The sequence below is a fragment of the Metasolibacillus meyeri genome (genome assembly GCF_003049505.1).
Taxonomy (GTDB): Bacteria; Bacillota; Bacilli; order Bacillales_A; family Planococcaceae; genus Metasolibacillus; species Metasolibacillus meyeri.
Genome location: NZ_PYWN01000178.1, coordinates 1 through 16,877, shown reverse-complemented (window position 1 = coordinate 16,877; position 16,877 = coordinate 1). Strand labels below are relative to the sequence as shown.

The following is a 16,877-nucleotide window of genomic DNA, read 5'->3' as shown; positions in this document are numbered from 1 at the left end:
TCCTTTGCAATTTCCCACGCACGAACCATAACGTTTTTCATTTCAATTCCTCCCGTTTCATTTTGTTAATTTAATTATAACACAATTGAGATATAATTCAAGTGGAATATAAAATACTTTTTAATTTATTTTTCAAAACAAAAAGCAACTTGTGAATACATAAATTACCTGTCATTAAATAAGAATGTTTGTTCTATAATAAAAGCAAACAAACGTTCTTTGCGAGGAGTGGTAGGAATGCGTGATCAACTTATAAAAGCAATGAAATATAGTCAATTGATTGATGTAATGTATATAGCCAGAGATAGTAAAATCTCAAAGCGTCGTGTGAGAATTATTAAGATAACTGGTGATACCGTGCAAGTGTATTGCTTTAATAAGCGTGCAAAACGTACTTTTATCATCGATAATGTTCTTGCTGTAGCTCCAATCATCAAAAGCGAGAGGAGAGTAATTTAATGTTAAAAGACCGAGGAATAAAGAAATGGCAAGGTATGATGATGACGGAGCATGTGGCTGCATTGCGCAAAATGGATAACGAATTGACGCAGGAACAACCTAAATCGTTGAGCGATTGGGAGCTTGAAGATTTACAAATGACCATCCAAAGAGCTATAAATGAAAATACAGCAATTGTCTTTGACGTGTGGAGAGAAAATGGATATGTGAAATTAGGCGGTACTATAAAATCGATTAATAATAATGCATTACTATTGGAAACATTAAATGAAGTAAAGTCTATTGCATTAAGTGATATACATGGTGCCAATTTGAATGAATATTTCTAAAAGATAAAGGCCACTTTTTAGCGACCTTTATTGAGCATGGAACCTTTTAAATGCGGATTGCTTACGTTCCTCACTCACTTGCGCATAACGTGCTGTTGTATCAGCTTTTTCGTGCCCCATGAGCGCTTGCAAGTCTGCTAGCTCCATGCCGTTGTCAAGCGATAATTGTGCAAATGTGTGACGTAAAATATGTGGGTGGAGGGGCTTCTCTATTTGAGCAGCATCACGAATCTTTTTGATCTGGTATTGTATTCCTTCTTTTGTTAAGCGACGGAATGGTCGGCGCTCACTAACAATGAGGGCAGGACAATCGTCTGTACGAGTGTCCAAATACTTTTTGAGATAATACTTAGCCTTTTCACTTAAGTATACACGACGTTCTTTGCTGCCTTTTCCGTAGACAATAGCGCTGCTGCTCTGCCAGTTGATATCGTCTATGTCCAATTTGCGCAGTTCGTCCAGACGACAGCCTGTCGAGTAAAACACCTCAATCAATGCCCTCTGTCGTGCATCCTCGCATGCTGCACGTACTTTTTCAAGTTCAATGATTGTTAAGCCTTCACGAACTTTTTTCTCTAAACGTGGTCGCTTGATTTTCAAGCAAGGGTTCTTTAAAAGCTCTTCTTCCTTAACTAACCAGGTGTAAAAGCTTGAAAGTGTATCTATTTTCGTTACAATCGTACTTATTTTAAGATGGCTATGCGCTGCTAAGTAAGCTCGTATATCCGCAGTTGTTGCTTTTAGCAAGTTTTTGTTTAATTTATTTTTAAAGCGATTAAGCTCATAACGATAATTTTTAAGTGTATGTTGAGAGTAATTTTCAATCTGTAAACTACTTAAAAACATATGGATGTAATCCGTGTTGTCGTTATTGGTCATTTCGCTGTCTTTGGCTTCAATTCGATAGTTGGATAATAAATCATCTAAATAATGAGCGAGTTTCACATGGTCATATTCAGTGGCAGCAACCATTTTTACAGTAGTTTCGATTTCATGGATTAAATGAAGTTTCGACAAGATTATCACTCCTTATATTTGTTTGTAGTTATATAATATAACTTTATAATTATATTGTAAAGTTTTTTATAATTTTAAAGTTATAAAATATTTATTTTCGGTTATACTTAAGGTATAGTGTACTTAATAGATTTAAAAAAGGGGTGTGAAAAATGGCAATGTCGAACAAAATTAAGACGCTACTCGCTGCATCTGATATGACAATCTCGGAATTAGCCGAGAAATTAGGAACATCGCAGCCAAATTTGTCAGGGAAATTAAAGCGAGATAACTTTAGTGAGAAAGAGCTTTTACAAATTGCAGAAATATTAGGTGTAGGCTTGGAAATACATTTCATATTAAAAGATGGCCGTAAAATATAAACGTTAAATAAACCCAGACACTCTCAAGTTGAATATTTCAACATGGGCGGTGTCTGGGTTTATCTATTTTGAACATATGAAAAAAACATCTGTATTGTCTTTGATACAGATGCTCATAATTTTATTTGTATTTATATAAGATTGGTCGCTCTTTTCCTCAACACCAAAAATCAAATTATCCATAAACAAACAATTTTTATTGGCTCGCTTAATGCGAGCATAGTCCATCCGAGAGAACTGTATCGCGAAGCTATCAAGCGTTCCGCTGCTTCAATTATTTGTGCACATAACCATCGTGCGACATGTTCGTAACTGAAAAGGTTACGCATGCTGTCTGAACGTCTTTAAGACAAGTAAGAGAGTTATGAACTCTTTATTCGATAGGTGAAATGAGAGGGTAACGCCTTGAAATGCCTACCCTAATACTCCGACATGCGTCATTTTTTTGTGTATAAGAATGGGGTGTGAAGCTCGGTGAAGTCGGCTGAATGCTACCGTAGTGCTAGGAATAGCAACCGAAATGTCACTAGAGGTAGTGGCTGTAGCGGATAGGTCGGGGGTCGTTAAAAACCTAATATGGTGAGAATGTGGTTAAACACTGGCGAACTAGCGAATGAAATATCTGTGAGTGTGACCATTTAGAAATGAGTGGGCTTGTTGGAAGATACAAGCGTGTTCCGTGGGCGAGTAAGTATGATGGTTTCGAAAGCACCATGCACTGTTAAAGGCGGTGGAGAGGACACCAGATAAGAGTTAGCACCTACGTTAGGACATAGATAGAGTAAAGGGAACGTGGAAAGCTACTGACATGGAGTGGACACACACGGATGAAGTGGTAGGAAGAAAAAGGAGTAATCTATAACTTCCTTTTATGGTAGTGAGAGTAGAGGCATGAGCGTTGAAGCTTCTGTAATGGAAGTAGAGCAACAGCCTCAAGTCGTTATATCTAAACTATTAAAACTCAAACACCTCAAAGATTCTCGTACGACTCAAAAGGTCACGAATCATGAATGGAGCGTGATAGACTTTGAGAGATAGTGCATTTCAATTGAGAAAAATGAAAGAGTGGAGTAACGATAGAATGCCGTGTGCAATGAAAGTTGCATGCACGGTATGGAGCAGGGGAAAAGGTGGAGATAACATCAAAGCCTTACCTATTGCTATCTTCTGGCAATGCTACACCAAGCCCTGAGGATATTGAAGTAACACAGCGATTGCAAGAGGCAGGACTAATTATTGGCATCGAGCTTCTTGATCACGGTGTGCGTTGTTCCTAGACAATCTGCATAGAAATGTGCAATAAAACTAGGCAAAGATATGTATCTTTGAACTTTACGCCTGAATAGGTTGGTTAAATTCCAACTCATCGTTAAATGTTGGTAACGATGCTCTGAGGCTCCGACATGCACAGATGGTTAACTACTTTTGTGTATGAAGCTCGGTAAAGTCGCTTAAAAACAGACCTGCGAAGTGGTTAGTGAAGTAAGCGGGAGGCTATAAAACTGTCATGCTGACTCACCAGGAATCCTCGTATGTACGGCTCGTAAAGGCACCGGGAAACGAAATGAAGTTTCTCGCTTCGAATTAATGAAGTTTAATCGTGGGTTTTGTATTTGTGGTTGCAAAATCTGTACTACTCCGGCAAAGGAATAGTGTCTTACGTCCTGCCAACAGTGGACAAAAAGATGGTTAACGGGTTAAAGAGGACAGCTAAAACAGTCATGAAAAGCTAGGGTGTAAGGAACAACGGAACCACAGAAGATGATGACAAGAGGAGTTAACCTCAAAGCATCTAAATTGTAGGAAATGACAATTGAATCTGTGGGGCAGCAGCCCGTAGTAGTGTTGAAATTTCTGTAATGGAAATGGAGCGAAGGGGCATAGTCAGTTTCATTTTTTTAGTAAATTCAACTCGTTAGGGAAGTCGCTTGAGCACACCTGATTAAAACCTTGCATACTCCCCAGAAGGCGGATTCGCAATGGAACAACAATCTAACTAACTAAAAACCGAACAGGAATTACAAGAAAAGCAGGATGAGCTTTATAAGAAAACTATTGAAAGTATACAACAGACAGGAAAATTGTCCGGCCACAAAAACTTACTTGAACTAATGGCAAGCGAGACAACGATTGTAACGGCTATCCACTGAATCAAAGTAAACAAAGGAAGTCGTACTTCTGGTAGTGACCATAAGTTAATAAAGCCGGACATTCTATAAAAAGATTATCATAAGATTATACATTTCTTTAAGGACAACCGATATTGTACACATTATTGGATAATAATCGAAGGTGATGTAAGTAAATTCGTCGAGTATGTATAGCAATACTTCAAGGGGAGAATATTCGAATTCATCATATTAACCCCAGACTTCCATTAGAAGAAATAAATCGAGTACCAAATCTTGCATCCATGCACGAGCATTGCCACCAAATGATTCATAGCACAAAATATTATTCCTTAGTCGGAAAAGCAATATGGAAAAAATCCTAGGTTTTAGAGAAAAGTTGAACTTTACCTAAAGAAAGAGATTGATGGAACGCCGTATGAGGTGAAAGTCTCACGTACGGTGTGAAGTGGGGGAAAAGAGCTCCAAACGAGTAATGTCGCGGTTGTCTCTTACCTATCACTATTAATTATCGGCAATCATCAATACATCAGCATGAAAGAAAAAGGATATATGTAGTTGAGCGAGTTTAAATTGAACAGTGCGGGAGAACGATAGATCTTAAATTTAATCAATGAAATCAAATATTCTTTGATTCAAATTTAATGGTAACTTTAGCAGACTGCTTAATTTATCATGTCCACATCATCTTAGAGTTGCCATTTAATCAATGCACTTTCGAAGAAGTTGTAAAAGATTATATGGCAACACTTTGTATTTTTATTGGAATTTCCTGAGCGATTTTCTTGTAAAATGAAGGACTTGTAATATGATTAAGTAAAAGAAATGGAGAATTATTTAATGTTATGGTTAATAACTAGTGGATTTCTTTTAATGTTTATAGTATTTACAGCTAGTGGTACTTACTTGCTAAAAATGAAAAAGAAGAAAAATGGATATATCACGGCAATAGGGGTAGGGTTTCTATTGTTAGGGCTATTTACATTGATGATGGAAATAATATACCTGTTAAAATAAAATACAGGCACTCGGAACTGTATGAATTTTGATTTTATTGTGTTGTATTGGTCCATCCCCGACTTTTGGTGATGAACCTTAATATAATTAATTTGTATGAAAAATGGAATTTCTTCTTGTATAATTTAAGAAGCGTGAGAAAAATTCGTCTTATGAACGAACCTTTCTCGCGCTTTTTCGTCATAATTTTGCAATGTAACTGTAAAAATAGTGGGCGATTTTTCATTTGTTTCATACTGTTAGAACGAATACAATAGAAAAGTGGATAAAAGAAATCGATATTTATCGTATTTAGCAATATATCACACTATAATTTTTAGCTTTTATCCGCTATAATTAAGCGTATCGTTTAGATAAGCATTATGCTGTAAATAATATGGTGACATAACAGCTTCGTTACAAAAAAATAAAAAAACACGGTTTATTAGGAAAGGAAGTACAGAAATTGTTCGGAATTGGAAATAAAGATGTCGGGATTGACCTAGGCACAGCAAATACACTAGTTTTTGTTAAAGGAAAAGGAATTGTTTTACGTGAGCCTTCAGTAGTGGCGAAAAATGTCAAAACAGGCGATATTGTGGCAGTAGGTAATGATGCCAAAAATATGATTGGACGTACACCAGGCTCCATTGTAGCAATTCGTCCAATGAAAGATGGCGTAATCGCAGATTTTGATATTACAACAGCGATGATTCAATATTATTTAAAAGAAGCGTTAAAAAACTCAGGCTCAAATTGGAAAAAGCCAAATGTTATGATTTGCGTGCCATATGGCATTACGTCAGTTGAACAGCGCGCAGTAATTGACGCATCACGTCAAGCTGGTGCTAAGGATGCATTTACAATTGAAGAGCCTTTTGCTGCAGCAATTGGTGCAAATTTACCAGTGTGGGATCCAACAGGTTCGATGGTCGTTGATATCGGTGGCGGTACAACCGAAGTAGCCGTTATTTCACTTGGTGGTATTGTAACGAGTGAATCAGTTCGTATTGGCGGTGATGCGATGGATCAAGCAATCATTGCTTATATTCGCAAAACATATAATTTAACGATTGGTGAGCGTACAGCTGAGGCAATTAAAATGGAGATTGGTAGTGCACGTGCGGAAGGAAATACAGCAACGATGGATATTCGAGGGCGTGATCTTGTTACAGGTTTACCGAAAACAATTGAAATTTCTGCACAAGAGATTTCAGAGTCTTTACGTGAAGCAGTAACAGCCATCATTGATGGTGTGAAGCGTACATTAGAGCAAACGCCACCTGAATTATCAGCAGACGTCATGGAGCGAGGCATCGTTTTAACAGGCGGTGGTGCGCTATTGCAAAACTTAGATAAAGTCATTAGTGCTGAAACAAATATGCCCGTATTTATTGCTGAAAGTCCATTAGACTGTGTTGCGATTGGAACAGGTAAGGCGTTAGACAATATCGACTTAATTCGCGCACAGCAATTAAAAGGATAAGGTGATGAAGCAATGCCACATTTTTCAAATAAAAAAATTATCGTGTTATTAGTTAGCACAGTTTTTCTAGTGGCATTGATTGGCTTCTCGTTAAGCAACCGTCATAATGCAACATTACCACAACAAATTATTAAAGATACTGTTGGCTTTGCACAATCCCTTGTCGCAAAGCCAACAAGTTACATAACAGGTATTTATGGTAATATCGAAGCCTTGCTAAATACGTATGATGAAAACAAACGTTTGAAAAGTCGACTTGAAGATTTTGTTGTTTTACAATCTGAGGTTGATGGATTGAAGTCAGAAAATAAAAAGCTTCGTGAGTTAATTGACAAGGAAGAAAGCTTGCGAGATTATCAGCCGATTCATGCAACTGTAATTGCGCGAAACCCTGATCAATGGGAAGAGAAAATTATTTTAAATAAAGGCCAAGTTCATGGGATTGAAAAAAATATGGCTGTCATGACAGCACAAGGATTAGTTGGTAAAATTATTGCTGTGACACCATTTACATCTGAAGTGGAGTTGCTATATACGAACAATGCAAATTATCGTGTATCGGCACTTGTACAAGGTGAAAGCGAAGATATTTCTGGTTTGGTTGAAGGATATGATGATGAGCGTAACGAATTAATTTTAAAGCGCATTAATTCTAGCTTTGAAGTGAAAGTTGGCGAGCAGGTTGTATCATCAGGTTTAGGTGGTATTTTTCCGAAAGGTATTTTAATTGGTGAAATAACAGAAGTGACAACAGAAGATTTTGGCTTAACAAAAATGGCATACGTCAAGCCGTCGGCAGATTTTTCAATGCTGGAAAATGTGATTATTGCTAAACGTCAAATGACTTCAGTTGATGGTTCAGACGGCAAAGGAACGAATGTGAATTTAACTGATCCGCCAGAGGAAGAGGGAGAGGAATAGATGTTTATTCGTTTACTCATCCCGACAGTTGCAGTATTATTATTTTTATTAGAGCCAATGTTCGCGAAGTTCTCACGGATTGTGATAGGTGAACAACTCGTTTTTTTAGTACCGCGTTTTTTAATTTTATATTTAATCTTTGTCGCAATTTACTATAATCGTAAACGGGCGGTACTGTATGGTCTGTTTTTTGGATTGTTGTATGATGTGTTTTATATTGATATTATTGGGTTGTACACATTTTTATATCCATTGATATGCTTTCTTGCGGGTTGGAGTGTAAAATACGTTCATCAACATTTGATTATTACTACTATATTGGCAGTTATGCTTGTTGCATCGATGGAAGTTGTCCTATATGAATTTTTCTTTTTAATCAATTTCACCCCGATGACCTTCGAGACGTTTCTTAATAGTCGCTTAATCCCGACAATTGTTGCTAATCTTTTATTTTTAGCAATGCTTGGTTGGGTGTTTAAATATGTAATTAACAAGCGAGTTTTACAGCGTGCACGTAGTGGGGCTTAACGTAATAATACTGATTGATCTCCATTCATCATTGGACTAAGTAGCCATTCAAACATGTACAATGATTGTGTAATTTGTGGATAGATATTAAAAAAATTCCTGCGTGGACTCGAAAAGCGCTAAACTAGAGTTAACCTTGGCGCAATGGATAATTGATAATGGAGTGTGAGGTGGCATACTATCATGAAAAAACAGCTCGTCCATATTAAAGGAACAAAGGACGGTTTAATACTTCGGCTTGATGATCAATGTGCCTATACAGAGCTGTTAGAGGAGCTAGCACACAAAGCTTCTGAAGGTGGAATTGAAGGGAAATTAGACGTGCAATTACATTTAGGTACCCGTTATTGCACAAGTGCACAAAAAAAAGAGCTTATTCAAATTGTGCAGCAACAGGGAAACTTAATTGTTTCAAAAGTGCAAAGTGATGTATTAACAATTGAAGAGAGCAATCAAAAGGTACTACAAAAAAAGTGCGATACATATGTCGGCATTGTGCGTTCAGGCCAAGTGCTTAGAGCTACAGGTGATATTATCGTGCTAGGGGATGTCAATCCAAATGGCCGTATTGAAGCTGGTGGCAATATTTATGTTCTCGGTAAGCTAAAAGGCATTGCACATGCTGGTGTAGAAGGCAATGAAAAAGCGGTCATTACAGCCTCTCATTTTGAGCCGACACATGTCTTGATCGCAGACCATGTGGAAGTAATGTCAAATGAGCAGCAAGTGGTTAAGGATAATACGGACCAGCTATGTGCGTATATTAATGAAAGCGGGACAATTTCTTATGATCGTATTCAAAAAGTAAAGGAAATCCGTCCATCTTTTACAACATTTAAAGGGGGAAGCTAATGTGGGAGAAGCAATCGTAATCACTTCGGGAAAAGGTGGCGTAGGAAAAACGACAACAAGCGCTAACCTCGGTACTGCATTGGCTCTTCAAGGAAAAAAAGTATGCTTAGTAGATACAGATATTGGTTTGCGTAATTTAGATGTTGTGTTAGGTTTAGAAAATCGTATTATTTACGATTTAGTTGATGTCATAGAAGGTCGCTGTAAAGTGCATCAAGCACTTGTAAAGGATAAGCGAGTAGATGATAAACTTTTTTTATTACCCGCAGCTCAAACAACAGATAAAAACGCTGTGACGCCTGAGCAAATGAAGAGCTTAATTAGCGAATTAAAAAGCGATTTTGATTATGTATTAATCGATTGTCCAGCTGGAATAGAGCAAGGCTATCGCAATGCAGTAGCTGGAGCAGATCGAGCAATCGTTGTGACGACACCAGAAATTTCTGCTGTGCGTGATGCTGATCGAATTATCGGACTTTTAGAGCAAGAGGAAATCGAAGCACCTAAATTAATTATTAACCGTGTTCGTCAGCATTTAATGGCATCGGGAGATACGATGGACATTACGGAAGTGACAACACATCTATCCATTGATTTAATCGGTATTATTATCGATAGCGAGGATGTGATTAGCTCGTCTAATAAAGGTGAGCCAATCGTTATGGATCCGAATAATAAAGCTTCTTTAGGTTACCGCAATGTTGCGCGTCGTATTTTAGGGGAGTCTGTGCCACTGATGTCGATAGAGCCAGAAGCGAAAGGCGTATTTGCAAAAATTAAATCCCTATTTACGAAATAGGATGTAGAAGCTGTCAAGAAGGATATTTCTTTTGACAATTCTAATCTCTATGTTAACTATTTTGAGGAATTCGGTGTACTGTCTACCATTCCTAATGCAAAAAGGATGTCTCAAAATGACTTTGGGCTACTTTTTTTAAATCATTTTCTTTCATATTATTTAATCCGCATTTGCAAAAAAGCAGTGCGGTTTTTTTGTAGGCTAGCGCATATACTGTTAAAAACGATAGGATGGTGGCATGAAAAGATGGCGGTGGGGAATTGCCTTTATATTTTGTGTAGTTGTGTGGGGAACAACACAATTGCCAGAAACGAAAACGACGAGTGTTATTAAACGTATCGTTTATAGTCAAGACGACTTAACCTTTATGCGTAATACGCTGCGGAACATCACGATTTTCGAAGGGAAGAAGGTAGAGGTAGCCGATTATCCAGAGCGTAGAGAAATGCTTAGCTTCACAGCTATTCAACCAAGTGATCAAGGATATTTAATGACCTATGAACAAGCGGTAAATCTTTTTGCATTGCAAAATGGGATTGTCGTATTTACTGGTTACACGAAAGAAACAGGACAAACTATTTCGATTTTTTATGATGATAACACAACGGTCACATATGGTTTTATCGATAGTTTTTCATTGTTGCCATATACAACGATTGCGACAAATGAACATGTCGCAACAAAGCAAGCAGGTGATTTATATGTTCGTATAGAGAAAGATAGCCAAGTGCTTGATTTAGAACAAACATTAGCTTGGCTAAATGAGCAGATGTAGTATGCTCCGCATAACAATTCATCCTTTATTGCTTGTTGTGTTGTTGACAATGGTTTTTACGGGTAATATCGCACTTTATAGTATTATTTTATGCTCATTAATCATTCATGAAGTAGGGCATTTATTAGCAGCGAAGGCTGTTGGCTTACAGCTCAAAAGTTGTGTGATTATGCCCTATGGAGGGGAGATTAAGCTACAGCAAGAGGGAACATACTTACAAAAGCTCATTATCGCATTTGGCGGACCTTGTGCAACGCTTATTGGAATGGCGAGCTGTATATGGTTACCACCTCTTCTTGCGGAACCCTTTTTGAAAGCGCAATTTTATTTATTATGCTTAAATCTATTGCCATTTTTACCGCTTGATGGAGGGAAAATTATTTGTTATACGCTGCTTACATTATTTCCAAGAGCGAAAATTTATGAGGTTTTTTTATCGCTTTCACTCTGTTTTTTTACTATAATTGCAGTAGTCGCATTCATGTTGCTGCCAAAGTCTCTTCCCATTCTACTATTGAGCATTTTATTATGGATGAATGTACTAGGGGAATGGAAGTATCGAAAATACCATATTGCTTATGAGAAAATTGTTTTGAATAGGTTGACGTAGTATTTTTCTTATGGTAGTATTTTAATGTTATTGTTTGTAGCACCCGCTACAACCGCACTGGCAAGGTGCCTAAGATTAGCAGAAAATTTGCTAACACCTTGATAGTAACAGGCGAGTCTTAGTCTAAAGAGGAGGTGCATTTTAATGTACGCAATTATTGAAACTGGTGGTAAACAAATCAAAGTTGAAGCAGGTCAAGAAATCTATGTTGAAAAACTAGGTGTAGCTGCTGACGAAGTTGTAACATTTGACAAAGTTTTATTCGTAGGTGGAGAAACAGTTAAAGTTGGTGCTCCAACTGTTGCTGGTGCAACTGTTACAGCGAAAGTTGTAAAAGAAGGTCGCGCTAAAAAAATTACTGTTTTCAAACTGAAAGCGAAGAAAAACTACCGTCGTAAACAAGGTCATCGTCAACCATACACAAAATTAGTGGTTGAAACAATCAACGCTTAATTTTAGAGGTGAACCGCATGATTACGGTAACTATTTATAGCGATGAAAATCGCAAATCGTATGGATTTGAAATCTCAGGTCATGCCCTGTCTGACGTTTACGGACGTGATTTAGTATGTGCTGGCGCATCTGCCATCGCCTTTGGTGCTGTCAATGCTATTCCGCAACTTACAGGAATCACACCTGAAGTAGAGCAGGGGGAACAGGGAGGCTACTTAAAAGTAACGATCCCGAATGACTTAGAGTCTGAAACAGACGATAAGCTTCAAATGATTCTGAATACTATGGTGACACAGTTTTATACGATGACAGCTAGTTATTCAGACTTCATTGAATTGAAATATAAAATGGTCTAGGAGGTGCATCGCAATGAACTTATTATTATCATTAGACTTACAATTTTTCGCATCTAAAAAAGGTGTAGGTTCTACAAAAAACGGACGTGACTCTGAGTCAAAACGCCTTGGCGCTAAACGTGCTGATGGTCAATTCGTAACTGGTGGTTCGATTCTTTACCGTCAACGCGGTACAAAAATTTACCCAGGTACAAACGTAGGCCGTGGTGGAGATGATACTTTATTCGCTAAAGTTGACGGCGTTGTTAAATTCGAACGCTTAGGTCGCGACAAGAAACAAGTATCTGTATACCCAACAGCTCAAGAAGCATAAGGGTTGCAAAATAGGGGCTGACGCGTAAAGCTTATACTTACGCGTCAGCCTTTTTTCTATCAATGGATGATTGAAATTTTCTTAAGTATTGAAAAGCGCAAATTTTTCTATGTTGTTTTAGGGAAAAAAGCTGCAAAACTTGTTATACTAATAACGATACTGATTGGAGTGTAGTACATGACAATAAAGCCGTTAACCATTAATGAAGTATTGCGTTTTGCCAATCACGATTTTTTAAATCAGCTAAATTTAATTCAAATGAATTTAGATTTACAGCGTATTGAAGAAGCAAAGCAAATCATTAAAGATATTGCAAATGATAGTAAAATGCTATCAAATATCAATAAATTGCAGCTACCACGAACTTCAGAATGGCTGCAAACATTTGCTTGGCGCTTCCCAGCGATTGAATTAAAGCTTTATAGCGATGTCAAACAAGCGGTCAATCAGCCAACGCTTGATGAAACGATAGTGCAATACTTGGAAAATACAGTTATCCATATTTATGATGGGCTCGATGCATATGCTGAGCATCAGCTTCAAATTGTAACAAAATCAGATACGGCGCAATTTCAGTTGATTTTTCATTTGACTGGTAATTGGGAGCAAACGCCGCTATTAAAAGAAATAGAACATATGTGCATTGATATGATAGAAGTGACCCAAAACTCGTTACACTATGTATTAAGCGCAGGACTGGAGTGAAAACAATGTTTGTCGATCACGTGAAAATTTATGTAAAAGGTGGCGATGGCGGAGATGGTATGGTTGCCTTCCGTCGTGAAAAATATGTACCAAATGGTGGCCCAGCTGGTGGTGATGGTGGTCACGGTGGGAATGTTGTATTCCAAGTCGATGAAGGCTTACGTACATTGATGGATTTCCGCTACAAGCGTCATTTTAAAGCAGAGCGCGGAGAGCATGGGATGAGTAAAGGCATGCATGGGCGCAAAGCAGAAAATTTAATTGTTAAAGTACCGCCAGGAACGGTTGTTATGAATGCAGAAACAAAGACAGTTATTGCGGATTTAGTTGAAGATGGCCAAACAGCAATTATTGCGAAGGCTGGTCGAGGCGGTCGAGGCAATTGCCGTTTTGCAACACCCGCAAACCCTGCACCAGAGCTTGCGGAAAAAGGTGAGCCTGGGCAAGAACTGGACGTTATACTTGAATTAAAGGTATTAGCTGATGTTGGGTTAGTAGGCTTCCCTTCTGTTGGGAAATCAACACTTTTATCAGTTGTGTCAGCAGCTAAGCCGAAAATTGGTGCCTATCATTTTACGACAATTGTACCGAACTTAGGAATGGTCGAAACAGAAGATGGTCGTTCATTCGCTATGGCTGATTTACCAGGGCTTATTGAAGGCGCACATCAAGGTGTCGGTCTTGGGATGCAGTTTTTACGACATATTGAGCGCACGCGTGTAATTGTCCATGTCATCGATATGAGCGGCATGGAAGGTCGTGACCCGTATGAGGATTACATCACAATCAATGATGAGTTGAAACAGTATGATTTGCGTTTAACAGAGCGTCCGCAAATTGTTGTAGCCAATAAGATGGACATGCCTGAAGCGGAGGAGAATTTGCAAAAGTTCCTTGAAAAAGTAGGAGATAGTGTGAAAGTATTCCCTGTTTCTGCGGTATCACGTCAAGGGTTGAAGGCAGTGCTGTTTGAAGTGGCAGATTTACTTGAAGTAACGCCACAATTTGAGCTTCATGAGATTACCGAAGAGGAATCTGATGCAACAGTGCTTTATAAATATGAAAAACAAGGTGAAGACTTTGATATTACGCGTGATGATGATGGTGCATTTGTATTGTCAGGCTATTCAATTGAACGTCTGTTTAAAATGACAGACTTTAGCCGTGAAGATGGCATTAGACGCTTTGCTCGTCAATTGCGTGCGATGGGTGTCGATGATGCACTTCGTAAGCGTGGCGCGGAAAATGGCGATACAGTTCGCTTAATGGAATTTGAATTTGATTTTGTAGATTAATGCTCGGGGGTAGGAAAGATGAAAAACGTAGCAAATCAGCGCTATTATTTAGTGCGTGAGGATGTTTTGACAGATGCGATGCAAAAAACATTAGAGGCAAAAGAATTATTACAAACAGGTGCTGTCGCCTCAATTTGGGATGCGGTGAAAGAAGTTGACTTATCACGTAGCGCATTTTATAAATATCGCGATGCCGTTTTTCCTTTCCACTCTATCGTGCAAGAGCGAATTTTGACATTATTTTTGCAACTGCAAGACCGTAAAGGCTCCTTGGCTAAATTGCTTGAAACGATTTCGGAGGCACATTGCAATGTGTTAACGATACACCAAACGATACCGATTCAAGGGAGAGCAAATGTTACGCTGTCATTGGATGTAACAAATATGAATGTCGATTTAAATGAATTAATTCGAATTTTAAAGCATCTTGATTTTATTGAATCAGCGGAAGTAATTAGCTCAGGCGCTTTATAAGGGAGGAGGTGTCTAAAAAAGCACCTCCTTGCACTGAGTAATCATTAGTAGTTGTCTGAAAGGGGAATAACTTTTGGACAGCTCTATCTTTTTCTATATAAAAACTGAAAATTTCGAAATAAATAGTTAGGAGGCTATTCAATGTCAACACAAAATTGGGAAAAGCGTATCGCTTACTTAGGACCAGAAGCATCATTTACATATTTAGCGACAAAGGGCTTATTCCCAAATGATTGGTTAATGCCACAAGCATCAATCCCGGAATGTATTGAAGCGGTGGCAGAGGGCAGGGTGGAGCTAGCTGTTGTGCCTTTAGAAAACGCTTTGGAAGGATCGGTGCCTTTAACGGTTGACTATTTATTCCATGAGGCAGACCTTTATGTTGTTGGGGAAGTGACGTCAAAAATTCAGCAGCATTTAATGGTGCATCCAGCGCAAGAGGAAAATTGGCAAAGCATTGAAGCGGTTTATTCACATCCACATGCATTGGCGCAATGTCATAAATATTTATTTTATCGTTTTAGTGGTGTACCATTGCATCAATACTCATCAACTGCTGCAGCAGCAAAGCTTGTCGCTGATACACCAGAACGATGCATTGCAGCGATTGCCAATAGCGCAGCAGCAGAAAAATACGGACTAACGATTGTTGAGAACAATATTCATGATTTCCATTTTAATCATACGCGTTTTTTTGTCTTATCGAAGGACAATGTTCGCTTATCTAAAGTGGATAGTGAAACGACAAAAACAACATTTATGGTGACATTGCCAACGGACGTATCTGGTGCATTGCATCAAGTGCTATCCGTATTTGCATGGCGCAAGCTGAATTTAAGCAAAATTGAATCACGTCCATTGAAGACGGGCTTAGGTGATTATTTCTTTATTGTTGATGTTTTAGCGGATGAAGAAGAGACGATGATGAAAGGTGCCGTAGAGGAGCTGCACGCACTTGGCTGTACAGTGAAATCACTCGGTACATATTATAGTTACACAACACCAGAATGAGGTGAGAGATATGGCGATTGTATTGTTTGATGGAGAATGTCATTTTTGTGATGCAAGTGTACAATTTATTATTAAGCGAGATCCGCAAGCGTATTTCCATTTTGCTTCGTTGCAAAGTGAGGTTGGACAGGAGTTATTAGCACGCTACAATGTACCACCAACAGATAGCATCGTCCTAATCGAAAAAGAACGTTATTATTTACAATCAACAGCCGCTTTAAAAATTGCACGACATTTGCAAGGTGGCTGGCGTTTTGCTTATATATTGATTGCTGTACCTGCTACTATCCGAAATATTGCTTACAATATAATCGCAAAAAACCGCTATAACTGGTTTGGAAAAAAGGAAGTATGTGAGCTACCATCACCCGATATACGCAAGCGATTTTTATAAAAATAAATAAACCGCATGAAATCAAGAGATTGAACTGATTTCATGCGGTTTTTGGATTATTGTTCTTCGATTTTTAAAGATGTAGGGGACGGGCAAGTTCCTGTTGGACATGTGAGAGTTCCTTTATACAAAGCTACAACATACATTGGATCCCATATATATGGAACTACATTTTGTAACTGTAAATTGCCATACCATCCATATTGATCTTGATAGTAAAGAATTGTAGGAACAGATTCGGTTTTATGATAAAACTTCTCATAAGTATATGATCTTGTAATGCTCATTGTATTTACTTCAAGAGAAGTTTTATTTAAAGTCTCAGCTTGAACAGGAGCGGTAGAAAACCCACCAAAAAGTAAACTAATTGATAAGAGTACTATAGCTATTTTTTTCATAATTGAACCTCCTTGTATATTTTAGTTTATAGTAAGTTATATGGTAAAAAATATATAACTGATGTTTAATATAATCAATCTCTTTTTGCACCGTCAACATTCCACCAAAAAACCGCCATTTTACCTGCGAATTGTAAAATAATAAAAAATATCTATACTTTCCAATTTATTTAGTTAAAATAATAGATATTAAGATAGGAATATAACAAGTTATT

The 16,877-nt window shown here is 38.0% G+C and carries 20 protein-coding genes, 2 pseudogenes and 1 other annotated feature; of the genes and pseudogenes, 20 read left to right on the top strand and 2 right to left on the bottom strand.

Annotation, left to right across the window (positions count from 1 at the left end; translation table 11 throughout):
- The first annotated feature begins 237 nt into the window (after window positions 1–237).
- Both C9J34_RS19980 and C9J34_RS19975 read left to right on the top strand, forming a co-directional pair.
- Complete coding sequence (locus C9J34_RS19980; RefSeq protein WP_107841934.1) at window positions 238–459, top strand: transcriptional regulator; 222 nt, start codon at window positions 238–240, stop codon at window positions 457–459.
- Window positions 459–788, top strand: a complete 330-nt coding sequence (locus tag C9J34_RS19975) for a YolD-like family protein (protein ID WP_107841933.1) — start codon at window positions 459–461, stop codon at window positions 786–788. Before C9J34_RS19980 ends, C9J34_RS19975 begins: the two co-directional genes overlap by 1 nt.
- Window positions 789–815: 27 nt before the next feature.
- On the opposite strand, the gene C9J34_RS19970 is transcribed toward C9J34_RS19975, so the two are convergent.
- Window positions 816–1,805 (bottom strand): tyrosine-type recombinase/integrase, encoded by a 990-nt coding sequence (locus tag C9J34_RS19970; protein WP_107841932.1) that lies wholly within the window; start codon window positions 1,803–1,805, stop codon window positions 816–818.
- 152 nt (window positions 1,806–1,957) lie between these two features.
- On the opposite strand from C9J34_RS19970, the gene C9J34_RS19965 reads away from it, so the two are divergent.
- From C9J34_RS19965 to C9J34_RS19875, 18 genes and pseudogenes are all read left to right on the top strand, one after another.
- Window positions 1,958–2,167: a helix-turn-helix transcriptional regulator gene (locus tag C9J34_RS19965; protein ID WP_107841931.1), complete on the top strand. Its 210-nt coding sequence runs from the start codon at window positions 1,958–1,960 to the stop codon at window positions 2,165–2,167.
- A 144-nt stretch (window positions 2,168–2,311) separates the two neighbouring features.
- Window positions 2,312–2,479: pseudogene (locus C9J34_RS19960) on the top strand (JAB domain-containing protein); the annotation flags it as partial.
- A gap of 854 nt (window positions 2,480–3,333) precedes the next feature.
- Window positions 3,334–3,444: pseudogene (locus tag C9J34_RS19950) on the top strand (JAB domain-containing protein); the annotation flags it as partial.
- A 2,314-nt stretch (window positions 3,445–5,758) separates the two neighbouring features.
- Complete coding sequence (locus C9J34_RS19945) at window positions 5,759–6,778, top strand: rod shape-determining protein (protein ID WP_107841929.1); 1,020 nt, start codon at window positions 5,759–5,761, stop codon at window positions 6,776–6,778.
- 12 nt (window positions 6,779–6,790) lie between these two features.
- Complete coding sequence (gene mreC, locus C9J34_RS19940) at window positions 6,791–7,699, top strand: rod shape-determining protein MreC (RefSeq protein ID WP_107841928.1); 909 nt, start codon at window positions 6,791–6,793, stop codon at window positions 7,697–7,699.
- Entirely contained in the window at window positions 7,700–8,227 is a 528-nt protein-coding gene (gene mreD, locus C9J34_RS19935) for a rod shape-determining protein MreD (RefSeq protein WP_107841927.1), read from the top strand.
- Window positions 8,228–8,410: 183 nt separating this feature from the next.
- A complete protein-coding gene (locus C9J34_RS19930; RefSeq protein ID WP_107841926.1) occupies window positions 8,411–9,079 on the top strand; it encodes a septum site-determining protein MinC in 669 nt (222 codons plus the stop codon).
- Between the two features lies 1 nt (window position 9,080).
- Window positions 9,081–9,878: a septum site-determining protein MinD gene (minD, locus tag C9J34_RS19925; RefSeq protein WP_107841925.1), complete on the top strand. Its 798-nt coding sequence runs from the start codon at window positions 9,081–9,083 to the stop codon at window positions 9,876–9,878.
- 238 nt (window positions 9,879–10,116) lie between these two features.
- Window positions 10,117–10,653: a hypothetical protein gene (locus tag C9J34_RS19920; protein ID WP_107841924.1), complete on the top strand. Its 537-nt coding sequence runs from the start codon at window positions 10,117–10,119 to the stop codon at window positions 10,651–10,653.
- A gap of 1 nt (window position 10,654) precedes the next feature.
- Entirely contained in the window at window positions 10,655–11,263 is a 609-nt protein-coding gene (locus tag C9J34_RS22495; RefSeq protein ID WP_238600730.1) for a site-2 protease family protein, read from the top strand.
- Window positions 11,264–11,303: 40 nt separating this feature from the next.
- Window positions 11,304–11,392 (top strand) — a sequence feature (ribosomal protein L21 leader region).
- Between the two features lie 15 nt (window positions 11,393–11,407).
- Entirely contained in the window at window positions 11,408–11,716 is a 309-nt protein-coding gene (gene rplU / locus C9J34_RS19910; RefSeq protein ID WP_107841923.1) for a 50S ribosomal protein L21, read from the top strand.
- Window positions 11,717–11,733: 17 nt separating this feature from the next.
- Complete coding sequence (locus C9J34_RS19905) at window positions 11,734–12,072, top strand: ribosomal-processing cysteine protease Prp (protein ID WP_107841922.1); 339 nt, start codon at window positions 11,734–11,736, stop codon at window positions 12,070–12,072.
- Between the two features lie 13 nt (window positions 12,073–12,085).
- On the top strand, window positions 12,086–12,385 hold the full coding sequence (gene rpmA, locus C9J34_RS19900) for a 50S ribosomal protein L27 (protein WP_107841921.1): 300 nt from the start codon (window positions 12,086–12,088) through the stop codon (window positions 12,383–12,385).
- A gap of 177 nt (window positions 12,386–12,562) precedes the next feature.
- A complete protein-coding gene (locus tag C9J34_RS19895; RefSeq protein ID WP_107841920.1) occupies window positions 12,563–13,090 on the top strand; it encodes a Spo0B domain-containing protein in 528 nt (175 codons plus the stop codon).
- Window positions 13,091–13,095: 5 nt separating this feature from the next.
- Window positions 13,096–14,385, top strand: coding sequence for a GTPase ObgE (gene obgE, locus C9J34_RS19890; RefSeq protein ID WP_107841919.1), 1,290 nt, complete (start codon window positions 13,096–13,098; stop codon window positions 14,383–14,385).
- Window positions 14,386–14,403: 18 nt separating this feature from the next.
- Window positions 14,404–14,859 (top strand): ACT domain-containing protein, encoded by a 456-nt coding sequence (locus tag C9J34_RS19885; protein ID WP_107841918.1) that lies wholly within the window; start codon window positions 14,404–14,406, stop codon window positions 14,857–14,859.
- A gap of 141 nt (window positions 14,860–15,000) precedes the next feature.
- Window positions 15,001–15,870 (top strand): prephenate dehydratase, encoded by an 870-nt coding sequence (gene pheA / locus C9J34_RS19880; protein ID WP_107841917.1) that lies wholly within the window; start codon window positions 15,001–15,003, stop codon window positions 15,868–15,870.
- 10 nt (window positions 15,871–15,880) lie between these two features.
- Window positions 15,881–16,264: a thiol-disulfide oxidoreductase DCC family protein gene (locus tag C9J34_RS19875; RefSeq protein WP_107841916.1), complete on the top strand. Its 384-nt coding sequence runs from the start codon at window positions 15,881–15,883 to the stop codon at window positions 16,262–16,264.
- Between the two features lie 56 nt (window positions 16,265–16,320).
- On the opposite strand, the gene C9J34_RS19870 is transcribed toward C9J34_RS19875, so the two are convergent.
- Window positions 16,321–16,662: a hypothetical protein gene (locus C9J34_RS19870; protein WP_107841915.1), complete on the bottom strand. Its 342-nt coding sequence runs from the start codon at window positions 16,660–16,662 to the stop codon at window positions 16,321–16,323.
- Window positions 16,663–16,877 lie beyond the last annotated feature (215 nt).

What these genes read in the sequence shown, in the direction of transcription:
- C9J34_RS19920 (WP_107841924.1), top strand. Translation starts at nt 10,117, where the DNA reads ATGAAAAGATGGCGGTGGGGAATTGCCTTTATATTTTGTGTAGTTGTG.
- C9J34_RS22495 (WP_238600730.1), top strand. Translation starts at nt 10,655, where the DNA reads ATGCTCCGCATAACAATTCATCCTTTATTGCTTGTTGTGTTGTTGACA.
- C9J34_RS19870 (WP_107841915.1), bottom strand. Translation starts at nt 16,662, where the DNA reads ATGAAAAAAATAGCTATAGTACTCTTATCAATTAGTTTACTTTTTGGT.
- C9J34_RS19895 (WP_107841920.1), top strand. Translation starts at nt 12,563, where the DNA reads ATGACAATAAAGCCGTTAACCATTAATGAAGTATTGCGTTTTGCCAAT.
- rplU (WP_107841923.1), top strand. Translation starts at nt 11,408, where the DNA reads ATGTACGCAATTATTGAAACTGGTGGTAAACAAATCAAAGTTGAAGCA.
- C9J34_RS19930 (WP_107841926.1), top strand. Translation starts at nt 8,411, where the DNA reads ATGAAAAAACAGCTCGTCCATATTAAAGGAACAAAGGACGGTTTAATA.
- C9J34_RS19875 (WP_107841916.1), top strand. Translation starts at nt 15,881, where the DNA reads ATGGCGATTGTATTGTTTGATGGAGAATGTCATTTTTGTGATGCAAGT.
- obgE (WP_107841919.1), top strand. Translation starts at nt 13,096, where the DNA reads ATGTTTGTCGATCACGTGAAAATTTATGTAAAAGGTGGCGATGGCGGA.
- rpmA (WP_107841921.1), top strand. Translation starts at nt 12,086, where the DNA reads ATGAACTTATTATTATCATTAGACTTACAATTTTTCGCATCTAAAAAA.
- mreC (WP_107841928.1), top strand. Translation starts at nt 6,791, where the DNA reads ATGCCACATTTTTCAAATAAAAAAATTATCGTGTTATTAGTTAGCACA.
- C9J34_RS19975 (WP_107841933.1), top strand. Translation starts at nt 459, where the DNA reads ATGTTAAAAGACCGAGGAATAAAGAAATGGCAAGGTATGATGATGACG.
- C9J34_RS19905 (WP_107841922.1), top strand. Translation starts at nt 11,734, where the DNA reads ATGATTACGGTAACTATTTATAGCGATGAAAATCGCAAATCGTATGGA.
- C9J34_RS19965 (WP_107841931.1), top strand. Translation starts at nt 1,958, where the DNA reads ATGGCAATGTCGAACAAAATTAAGACGCTACTCGCTGCATCTGATATG.
- pheA (WP_107841917.1), top strand. Translation starts at nt 15,001, where the DNA reads ATGTCAACACAAAATTGGGAAAAGCGTATCGCTTACTTAGGACCAGAA.
- C9J34_RS19980 (WP_107841934.1), top strand. Translation starts at nt 238, where the DNA reads ATGCGTGATCAACTTATAAAAGCAATGAAATATAGTCAATTGATTGAT.
- mreD (WP_107841927.1), top strand. Translation starts at nt 7,700, where the DNA reads ATGTTTATTCGTTTACTCATCCCGACAGTTGCAGTATTATTATTTTTA.
- C9J34_RS19885 (WP_107841918.1), top strand. Translation starts at nt 14,404, where the DNA reads ATGAAAAACGTAGCAAATCAGCGCTATTATTTAGTGCGTGAGGATGTT.